Annotated in this window: 1 protein-coding gene; it reads right to left on the reverse strand. The window is 73.5% G+C overall.

Annotated features, from left to right (window positions below; all coding sequences use genetic code 11):
- Positions 1-65: 65 nt before the first annotated feature.
- Entirely contained in the window at positions 66-11396 is an 11331-nt protein-coding gene (locus AB0G47_RS17220; RefSeq protein WP_360769954.1) for a type I polyketide synthase, read from the reverse strand.
- Positions 11397-11450: the final 54 nt, after the last annotated feature.

The following is an 11450-nucleotide window of genomic DNA, read 5'->3' on the forward strand; positions in this document are numbered from 1 at the left end:
TCGTCCGTTCTCTGCTGTAGTTGTCGTACGCAGTGCTGCTGTGATTGTCGGGGCTTTGGTTGCGCTCAGCGGGAGTTGGTGCCCCGGTCGTCGGCCAGCCAGTCCCGTACGGCGAGTGCCGTCGACTCCGAGTGGTCGTCCATGATCGTGAAGTGGTCGCCGGGGACGTCGGCGTCCTCGTGCGGCAGGGGCCACTGGGGACGCCAGTCGTCCTCGGTCTCCAGCGCCTGCGACTCCCCCGGCGGGAAGGTGGCGTGCACGTACAGCGTCGGGGTGTCGATCGGCTCGGGCTCCCAGTCGCCGAACACGCGCAAGTAGCCGCCCTGCCCTGTCAGTTGCGCGCCGGACATGAGCTCGAACGCCTCGCTGGTGGCCGCGCGCTGCCGCAGCGCCTCCTCGAGCCGGCTCTCGAACGAGTTCGTCGCCGTGTAGGTGTCGACCAGCACCACCGCCACCGGTGAGGTGCCCTCCTGTTCGAGCAGCGCGGCGACCGCGTTGGCCAGCCAGCCGCCCGACGAGTAGCCGACGAGCACGAACGGCCCGTCGCCTGCCTGCCTCTTGACGGCCTCGGCCTGGAAGCGCACGACCGCTTCCCTGGTCGCGGGCAGTGCCTCCCCCGCCGCGAAGCCGGGGTTGGGCAGCACGGTCACGTCCCGCTCGCCCGCGAACACGGGGGCGAAGCGGCCGAAGTAGTGCGGGCCGGACGGCGCCATCGTCGGCGGGAGGCAGAGCAGCGGGGTTCCGGGCCCGGTCGCCAGCGTCACCGGCGGCAGTGCGGGCACCTCGTCCGGCGTCTCGAACACCGGACGCACTCGCGCGGCGGCGTTCACCATCTGCCACCCCTCCTCGTACAGGCCGAGGTCGCAGGCCTGCCGGTACAGGCCGGTGAGCGTGTCCTCCACCGCCAGGGCCGCGGTCGAGGCGGGGGCGTCGTCGCCCCCGGCGCCCGATGCGAGTTCGCACCGGAGGTAACCGGCGAGCGCCGGTCCTGTCGGCTGGTCGAACACGACGGTGGTGGGCAGCCGGAGCCCGGTCGCGCCGGCGAGCCGGTTGCGCAGTTGGAGCGCGGTCAAGGAGTCAAGGCCGAGCTGGGTCAGGGCGCCGGAGACATCGAGCTCCTCCGGCGCGTAGCCGAGCACGGCCGCGGTCTGGTCCCGGACGAGCAGCAGGAGTTCCCGCCCCTGCTCCTCCTCCGTAAGACCGGCCAGCCGCTGCGCCAGCGGCTCCTCGCTCGCGGCGGCCGCCTTCGTGGCCCGCGGGCGCACGAGGCCGCGCAGCAGCGCAGGCACCTCGTCGGGCCCGCCGCGCAGGGCGCCGAGGTCGAGCCGCATCGGCACCACGACCGCGTCGTCCGCCGCGCATCCGAGGTCGAACAGCGCGAGGCCCTGCTCCTCGGTCAGTCCCCCGACACCGGAGCGGGAAAGGCGCGCCAGGTCGGTCTCCGCCATGTCGCCGGTCATCGCGCTTGCCGTCTCCCACAGGCCCCACGCCAGTGATGTCGCGGGGAGTCCGGCGGCCCTGCGGTGGTGGGTGAGCGCGTCGACGAACGCGTTGGCCGCCGCGTAGTTGCCCTGGCCGGGGCCTCCGAGGATGCCCGCCGCCGAGGAGAACAGCACGAACGCGGACAGGTCCAGGTCACGGGTCAGCTCGTGCAGATTCCAGGCCGCGTCGACCTTGGGCCGGAACACCCTGTCGACCTGATCCCGGGTCAGCGAGGTGATCGTGCCGTCGTCCAGGACGCCCGCCGAGTGCACCACACCGGTCAGCGGGTGGTCCGCGGGCACCGCGGCAAGGAGTTCCTTCAGCGCGCCCGGATCGGTGACGTCGCAGGCGGCGAGCGTCACGTGCGCGCCGAGGCCGGTCAGTTCGGCGCGGAGGGCGTCGGCGCCGGGTGCGGCGGCGCCGCTGCGGCTGGCGAGGACGAGGTGCCGGACGCCGTGCTCTGCCACGAGGTGCCGGGAGACGAGGCCGCCGATCATGCCGGTGGCGCCGGTCACCAGGACGGTGCCGCCGGGCGCGAACTCGATTCCGGACTCCGCGTCGGACGGCCTGGCGCGTGCGATGCGCGGCACCAGCAAGTCACCGGTACGCACCGCCAGTTGCGGCTCGGCGGCGGCGAGGGCTGCGGGCAGCGCGGGCCAGGATGTGTCGTGCCCGTCCACGTCGACCAGCGTGAACCGGTCGGGGTTCTCCGACTGCGCCGACCGGATCAGTCCCCACACCGCCGCGTCGGCGATGTCGGGCACGTCCTCGTCGGGTCCGGTCGCGGTGGCCCCGCGGGTCACGAAGACGAGGCGCGATGCGAGGAACCGGTCGTCGGCGAGCCACTCCTGGGCAAGGCGCAGCGCGCGCAGGGCAGCGGTGCGGGCCGCGGCGACCGGCTCCGTGTCGTCATCGGCGCACGGGACGACGACGACCCCCGGCACAGCCGCCTCGGCGAGGGCCGCGAGGTTTTCGTGCTCCTCGACGGCTACGCCGGCCGCGGCGAGGCCCGCGCCGACCTTCAGGTCGTCGGGACCTACGACTGCGCAACCGCGGGCGGGAGCGGGGGTGGCCGCACGGGTCGGTGCGGCCACCCACTCCAGCCGGAACAGTGAATCGCGGTGGCGCGCACCCCATTGGTCCGCGGCGATCGGCCGCAGGACCAGGGATGCGACCGTCGCCAGGGGGTTCCCCTGAACGTCGGTCAGTTCCAGGGAGACGGCGTCGGGTCCGGCCGGTGTGAGCCGTACCCGCGCCGCTGTGGCACCGGTCGCGTGCCATCGGATCCCGCTCCAGGAGAACGGGAGCCGGGGGCGACCGGCGTCTTCGACGAGGCCGCCGAGCATGCAGGCGTGCAGCGCGGCGTCGAGCAGCGCCGGGTGCAGGCCGAACGAAGCGGCGTCCCGGTGCTGGTCCTCGTCAAGGCTGATCTCGGCGTACACGGCGCCCTCGCCGCGCCATGCCGCCCTGAGGCCCTGGAAGGCGGGCCCGTAGGCGAACCCGGCCCCTTCCAGGCTGTCGTAGAGGCCGTCGATGTCGACGGGCTCGGCTCCGACGGGCGGCCACTGCGTGACCGCGGCCGGCTCGACGGGGGCTCCCGTGGTGAGGAAGCCGGTGGCGTGCCGGGTCCAGTCGGCTCCGGCGGCGGGATCGTCCGGGCAGGAGTCGATGCTCAGCGCCCGCCGGTCGGAGCCGTCGTCGCCGCCGACCGTCACCCGCAGGCGCACTCCGCCGCGTTCGGGCAGCACCAGCGGTGCGGCAAGCGCCAGTTCCTCCACCTCGTCCAGGCCGAGCCTGCCGCCCGCCGCAAGCGCGATCTCCGCGAAGGCGGTGCCGGGCAGGAGCGTCGTCCGTGCGACGGCGTGGTCGGCGAGCCACGGGTGGGTGTCCATGCCCAGCCTGCCGGTGCACACCAGGCCCTGCTCGTCGGCGAGCTCCACGGCGGCGCCGAGCAGCGGGTGGTCGGCGTCCGCAAGGCCGAGACCACCGGCCGCTTCGACGAAGCGCAGGTCACGGGGGACGTCGAGCCAGTAGTGCTTGCGCTGGAAGGGGTAGGTGGGCAGGTCGACGGGCCGCCCGGCGGGCACCACGGCACGCCAGTCGAACGGCAGGCCCCCTACGTACGCCTCGGCGGCGGAGAGCAGGAAGCGGTCGAGGCCGCCCTCGTCCCGGCGCAGCGTGCCCACCATGAGGGCGTCGCCACCGGTGGCCTCCACCGTCTCGGACACTCCGATGGTGAGGACGGGGTGCGGGCTGCACTCGACGAACACGCCGACCCCGTGGTCGAGCAGACCGCGGGTCGCGTCCTCGAACCGCACGGTGTTGCGCAGGTTCTGATACCAGTACTCGGCGCCGACCTCGGTCCCGGTCAGCCACTCCCCCGTCACCGTGGAGAGCATCGGCACAGCCGCGGGCAGCGGCTCGACTCCGGCCAGTACGCCCGCCAACGCCTCCTGAATACGCTCCACGTGCGGCGAGTGCGACGCGTAGTCCACGGGGACACGACGGGCGCGCACCTCGTCTGCGGCACAGGACTCCATCAACTCGTCCAGTGCGTCGGCGTCACCCGCCACCACCACCGAACTCGGGCCATTCACTGCAGCGACAGATATACGTCCGTCCCACCGCGCGATCCGCTCACGCGCGGCATCGGCCGTCACCGAAAGGGACACCATGCCGCCCTGACCCGACAGCGCCAGGATCGCCTTGCTCCGCAACGCGACCACCTTGGCCGCATCCGCCAGCGACAACGCCCCCGCCACATGCGCGGCGGCGATCTCGCCCTGGCTGTGCCCCACCACCGCGCCCGGCTCCACACCGTACGAACGCCACAACGCAGCCAACGACACCATCACCGCGAACAGTGCGGGCTGAACGACGTCCACCCGCTCCAACTCGGCGCCATCCGCCAGCACCTCGTGCAACGACCAGTCCACATACGGCGCAAGCGCATCAGCACACGCATCGAGAGAAGCGCGGAACACCGGCGAAGACTCCGCCAACTCCGCACCCATCCCCAGCCACTGCGAACCCTGACCCGGAAAGACGAACGCCACCTTGCCCACAGGCCGCGCCACACCCATCGCCACACGAGCAGACTCAGAGCCCGCCGCCACCGCCGCCAACGCGTCGGAACCACCCGAGACCACCACCGCCCGGTGATCGAACACCGACCGCGACAACAGGGCATCCGCCACATCCACCAGCGCCGACCCCTCCACCACAGTGACGAGTTGGGCGGCATGGGCGCGCAGGGCAGCTTCCGTACGCGCGGAGAAGACCAGCGGGACCGGCACGGACACCGAAGCCGAAGCCGAAGCCGAAGCCGAAGCCGAAGCCGCCGGAGTCTCGTCGGGCGTCGCGTCCGGAGTCAACTCCTCCGGCTCCGGGGCCTGTTCCAGAATCGTGTGTGCGTTCGTCCCGCTCACGCCGAACGACGACACACCCGCCCTGCGCGGTCGACCGACGGCCGGCCACGGACGGGTCTCCGTCAGTACGTCGACCTCGCCCGCCGACCAGTCCACGTGCGAGGAGCGTTCGTCGACGTGCAGCGACTTCGGCAGTTCGGCGTGCCGCAGCGCCATCACCATCTTGATGACGCCACCGACACCGGCAGCCGCCTGCGTGTGGCCGATGTTCGACTTCAGCGACCCGAGCCACAGGGGCTCTCCGGCACGGTCCTGGCCGTAGGTGGCAAGGAGGGCCTGGGCCTCGATCGGGTCGCCCAGGGTGGTGCCGGTGCCGTGCGCCTCGACCGCGTCCACGTCGGACGGGGTCAGGCCCGCGTTCGCCAGGGCCTGGCGGATGACGCGCTGCTGCGAGGGGCCGTTGGGCGCTGTCAGGCCGTTCGACGCTCCGTCCTGGTTCACCGCCGAACCCCGCACGACCGCGAGGACGCGGTGGCCGTTGCGCCGGGCGTCCGAAAGCCGCTCGAGCACCAGCATGCCGATGCCCTCGCCCCAGCCGGTGCCGTCGGCGCTCTCGGAGAACGCCTTGCAGCGCCCGTCCGGAGCCAGGCCACGCTGCCTGCTGAACTCCACGAAGGTCGCCGGGCTCGCCATCACCGTCACGCCGCCCGCGAGGGCCAGCGTGCACTCACCGGAGCGCAGCGCCTGGGCCGCCAGGTGCATCGCCACCAGCGACGACGAGCACGCCGTGTCCACGGTCACCGCGGGACCTTCGAGTCCGAAGACGTAGGACACGCGGCCGGACGCGACGCTGCCGGAGCTGCCGACACCGAGCTGGCCCTCGAAGCCTTCCGGAGAGCGGCCGAGCCGGGCGGCGTAGTCGTTGTACATCACGCCCGCGAACACGCCGGTCGCGCTGCCCCGCAGCGACTTGGGGTCGATGCCGGCCCGCTCGAACGCCTCCCAGGAGGTCTCAAGGAGCAGTCGCTGCTGCGGGTCGACCGCGAGCGCCTCGCGCGGCGACATGCCGAAGAACACGGGGTCGAACTCGGCGGCGTCGTGCAGGAAGCCGCCCGACCTGACGGTGCTGGTGCCGGTGTTCTCGGGATCGGGATCGTAGAGCGCCTCGACGTCCCAGCCCCGGTTGTCGGGGAAGTCGGACACCGCGTCGCGGCCATCGGCGACCAGTCGCCACAGGTCCTCCGACGAGCGCACTCCGCCGGGGTAGCGGCAGCTCATGCCGACGATGGCGATCGGCTCGTCGTCGGCGGCGGCCGTGCGGACGGTCGCCGTCCGCGTCTCGTCGTCGCCGAGCAGCGTGGCGCGCAGGTGCTTCGCGAGGGCCAGAGGCATCGGGTAGTCGAAGACCAGCGTGGCGGGAAGGCGCAGGCCGGTCGCCGCGTCGAGCCGGTTGCGCAGCTCGACCGCGGTCAGCGAGTCGAACCCGAGCTCGTCGAAGGCCCGCTCCGCCTCCACCGCGGCGGCAGAGGCGTGGCCGAGCACGGCGGCGACACAGGTGCGTACGAGGTCGAGCACGGCCGGGAGCCGCTCCTCCACCGGCAGGGCGGAGATCCGCGCCGCCAGGCCCCCGTCGGCCTTGGCGGCCTCGGGTCGCGCCGTGCGCACGAGCGCGCGGAGCAGGGAGGGCACGGCCTCGGGGCGGGCCCGCAGCGGGGCCAGGTCGAGGCGCATGGGTACGGCCACGGCCGACGGCAGCGCGAGGGCGGCGTCGAAGAGGCGCAGCCCCTCCTCGGCGGAAAGACCGGCGACACCGGCCCGCGCGAGGCGGCCGCGGTCGGTCTCGGCCAGCTCGTCGGTCATGCCGCTCGCGTCCGCCCACAGGCCCCACGCCAGCGACGTCGCGGGCAGGCCCTGCGCTCGCCGGTGCTGGGCGAGTGCGTCCAGGAACGCGTTGGCCGCCGAGTAGTTGGCCTGGCCTGCGTTGCCGAAGGTGCCTGCCGCTGAGGAGAACAGCACGAACGCGGACAGGTCCAGGTCGCGGGTCAGCTCGTGCAGGTGCCGGGCGGCGTCGACCTTGGGCCGGAACACGGTGTCGATCCGCTCCGGGGTCAGCGATTCGATCACGCCGTCGTCCAGGACACCCGCCGCGTGCACGACGGCCGTCACGGGGTGCTCCGCGAGGAGCGCCGCCACCGCGTCGCGATCGGACACGTCGCAGGCGACGGCCGCGACCTCGGCACCCAGTCCGACCAACTCGTCGTGCAGGTCGCCCACTTGACCGCGCCTGCTCGCAAGCACCAGACGCCGCACCCCGTGCCGTACGACCAGATGGCGGGCCACAAGGCCGCCCAGCATCCCGCTCGCACCGGTCACAAGAACCGGACCGGCACCGAAGTCCGGCTCGTCCTCGCTCGCGGGGCGGGCCCGCACCAGCCTCGGCGCCAGCAATTCACCGGCGCACAGGGCCAGTTGGGGCTCAGCGGTCGCGACGGCGCCCAACAGAGCGTGTGCCCCGTCCGCCGACCAGTCGGTGTCGGTGTCGGTGTCGGTGTCGATGAGCACGAACCGGCCGGGGTGCTCGGACTGCGCCGCGCGCACGAGGCCCCACACCGGGGCGTTGGCCAGGTCGAGGACATCCTCGTCGTGGCCGGACGCCACCACGCCGCGGGTGACGAACACCAGTCGCGCCGAGCCGAACCTCTCGTCGGCGAGCCAGGCACGCACCAGGGCCAGCGCCCGGTGCGTCGCCTCCGCGGGGTTCGCGGCCGGGGGCACGGGGGCGAACACGAGGTCCGGCACCTCGCCCTCCGCCAGCGCGGCCAGGCCCGCGTCGCCCAGGACCGCCCAGCGGGAGGAGGCCGATTCGGCGGGCCTCACCTGCGTCCAGTCGACCCGGAACAGCGAGTCGAGGCGGTCGCCGGTGAGGCCGTCCGCCGACAGTGGCCGCAGCGACAGTTCCTCGACCGAGGCGACGGGGGCACCCGTGCCGTCCGTCAGCGCGATCGCGACGCCCGATGCGCCCGCCGGGGACAGCCGCCCCCGCAGTGCGGACGCGCCGCTGCTGTGCAGCCGCACGCCGCGCCAGGAGTACGGCAGGTGCAGCCGCTCCGTGTCGGCGACGAAGTCGCCGAGGCCGATGGCGTGCAGCGCGGAGTCGAGCAGCGCGGGGTGCAGTCCGAAGGAGCCCGCACTGTCCTGGTCGGGCAGCTCCAGCTCCACGAACACCTCGTCGCCCTGCCGCCACGCCGCGCGCAGGCCGCGGAACGCGGGCCCGTAGCCGAGTCCGGACGCGGCGAGGTCGTCGTAGCGGCCCTCGATGTCGATGCGTTCGGCTCCGGCGGGCGGCCAGGCTCCGGTGTCGGCGGTCGGGGCCGCCGCTCCCGACGCAAGCGTGCCGAAGGCGTGCCGCGTCCACGGCTCGTCGTCGGGCGCGTCGTCGGCCCGTGAGTAGAGGCTCAGCGCGCGGCGGCCCGACTCGTCCGGGGCCCCGACGGACACCTGGAGCCGTACCGCGCCGTCCGCGGGCAGGACCAGCGGCGCCGCCAGCGTCAGCTCCTCCACGTGGTCGAGCCCGACCTGGTCGCCCGCCCTGATCGCCAGCTCCACCAGCGCGGCGCCGGGTACGAGGACCACGCCGCCGACAGTGTGGTCGGCCAGCCACGGGTGCGTGGCGAGGGAGAGCCTGCCGGTGAGCAGGGCGCCCTCCTCGTCGGCGAGGGTGACCGCGGCTCCGAGGAGCGGGTGGTCGGCGGGCCGCAGGCCCACCGAGGTCATGTCTCCCACGTGCGCACCGACGTCCAGCCAGTACCTGGTGCGCTGGAAGGGGTACGTGGGCAGGTCGGTGCGCCGGGCGCCTCGGCCCGCGAACACCGCCTGCCAGTCGAGGGCGACGCCCCGCACGTGCAGTGCCGCGACCGCCGAGGTGAGCGTGGCGCCCTCGGGCCGGTTCGCGCGTGCGCCTGCGACAAGGAGCGCGCCCTCCTCGGCGCAGTCGCGGCCCGCCGCGGTCAGGACCGCGTCGGGGCCCAGCTCCAGGAAGTTGGTGACGCCCTGCTCGCCCAGGCACCGCAGGCCGTCGAGGAACCGCACCGCCTCGCGCACGTGGCGCACCCAGTGCTCCGGGTCGCGGGCCTGTGCCGGGGTCAGGACGGCGCCGGTCAGGGTGGACACCACCGGGATCGCCGGAGTTCCGTACGTGATGGTCCGGGCGACGGCGCGGAAGTCGTCGAGTACGGCGTCCACGTGCGGGGAGTGGAACGCGTGACTGACCTTCAGGTACCGGGTCTTGCCGCCGCGCTCCCGCCACGCGTCGTCGATCGCGGCCACGGCGTCGGCGTCACCCGCGACCACCGTGGACTCGGGGCCGTTGACCGCCGCGACGTCCACCGTGCCGCCGTGCTCGGCGACGAGGCGGCGGACGGTGTCCTCGTCCGCGCGCAGCGACAGCATCGCGCCGCCCTCGGGCAGGGCGCCCATCAGCCTGCCACGGGCGGCGACGAGCGTGCACGCGTCGGCGAGGGAGAACACGCCCGACACGTGCGCCGCCGCGAGTTCGCCGATGGAGTGGCCCGCGAGGAACTGCGGGGCGAGACCCCACGCGGTGACGAGGCGGAACAGCGCCACTTCGATCGCGAACAGCGCGGGCTGCGTGTAGGTGGTCAGGTCGAGCAGGGCGGCGGTCTCGGTGCCGGGCTCGGCGAAGAGCACGTCCCGGAGCGGCCGGTCCAGGTGCGGGTCCAGGCCCGCGCAGATCTCGTCGAGGGCCTGCGCGAACACGGGGAACTCCCCGTACAACTCACGGCCCATGCCGACCCGTTGGCTGCCCTGTCCGCTGAACAGGAACGCGAGCTTGCCGCGCATACCGACCGTGCCGCGCACCAGGTTCGGTGCCTCGACACCTCCGGCCAGGGCCTCAAGGCCGCGCAGCAGTTCCGCGCGGTCCGCGCCGACGACGGCGGCGCGGTGCTCAAGCGCGGTCCTGCTCAGGGCGAGCGAGTAGCCCACGTCCACCGGTGTCTCGTCCCGGCCGTCCAGGTGGGACACGAGGGCGGCGGCGCGCTCGCGCAGGGCGGCGGGGTCGTTGCCGGAAAGGACCCACGGCACGGCGTCGGCAAGGACGGGGTCGACGGGGGCGAGCGGCTCCCCCGGCTCGTCGTCGGCGTCCTCGGCCGGGGCCTGTTCGAGGACGACGTGGGCGTTGGTTCCGCTGATGCCGAAGGACGACACCGCTGTCCTGCGCGGCTGCCCCGTCTCCGGCCACGGCCGCGCCTCGGTCAGCAGTTCCACGGCGCCCGCCGACCAGTCGACGTGCCGGGAGCGCTCGCCGACGTGCAGGGTCGGCGGCAGCACGCCGTGCCGCATCGCCATGACCGTCTTGATCACGCCCGCGACGCCTGCTGCGGCCTGGGTGTGACCGATGTTGGACTTCACCGAACCGAGCCACAACGGCCGGTCGGCAGTGCGGTCCTGACCGTACGTCGCAAGGAGCGCCTGGGCCTCGATCGGGTCACCGAGCGTGGTGCCGGTGCCGTGCGCCTCGACCGCGTCGACCTGGCCGGCGGTCAGCCCGGCACTGTCGAGCGCCTGGCGGATCACGCGCTGCTGCGACGGGCCGTTGGGCGCGGTGAGGCCGTTGGACGCACCGTCCTGGTTGACCGCAGAGCCGCGCACGACCCCAAGGACGGTGTGGCCGTTGCGCCGGGCGTCGGAGAGACGCTCCAGGAGCAGCATGCCGGCGCCCTCACCCCAGCCGGTGCCGTCGGCGTCCTCGGAGAAGGACTTGCACCGGCCGTCCGCGGCGAGGCCGCGCTGCTTGCTGAAGCCGATGAACGTGTCCGGTGTCGCCATCACGGTGACACCGCCCGCGAGGGCGAGCGTGCACTCGCCCGACCGCAGTGCCTGGGCCGCCAGGTGCAACGTGACCAGGGAGGACGAGCAGGCGGTGTCCACCGTGACGGCGGGCCCCTCAAGGGCGAACGTGTACGACACACGGCCGGAGGCGACGCTGCCGAAGCTTCCGGTGCCGAGGAAGCCCTCCACTCCCTCCGGCACCGACCGCAGCCGTGACGTGTAGTCGTGGTACATCACTCCGGCGAACACGCCCGTCCTGCTGCCGCGCAGCGACGACGCGTCGATCCCGGCCCGCTCGAACGCCTCCCAGGAGGTCTCCAGGAGTAACCGCTGCTGCGGGTCCATCGCAAGGGCCTCGCGCGGCGATATCCCGAACACGCCGGGGTCGAACTCGGCCGCGTCGTGCAGGAATCCGCCTTCGGTGCGGAACGCGCGGTCGGGGTCCTCGGGGTCGGACAGTTCGACCTCGCCCCAGCCTCGGTCGGCGGGGAACGCCGTCACGCCGTCGCGGCCGTTCGCGACCAGCTCCCACAGGTCCTCGGGGGAGCGTACGTCGCCGGGGTAGCGGCAGCTCATGCCGATGATCGCCACCGGCTCCTGCTCGCCCTCCTCGACCTCGCGCAGGCGCCTGCGGGTGTCACGCAGGTCCGCGGTGACCCGCTTCAGGAAGTAGCGGAGCTTGTCCTCGTTGTCCATCGTTCTCAACTCCAGGGAACGTTCGTGCAAGTTCAGTGGCCAGGGCGGGGCGGG

Source organism: Streptomyces sp. NPDC021622 (genome assembly GCF_040640795.1).
GTDB lineage: Bacteria > Actinomycetota > Actinomycetes > Streptomycetales > Streptomycetaceae > Streptomyces.

Bases quoted from the DNA above. Each gene is read 5' to 3' on its own strand.
- AB0G47_RS17220 (WP_360769954.1), bottom strand. From the start codon at position 11,396: ATGGACAACGAGGACAAGCTCCGCTACTTCCTGAAGCGGGTCACCGCG.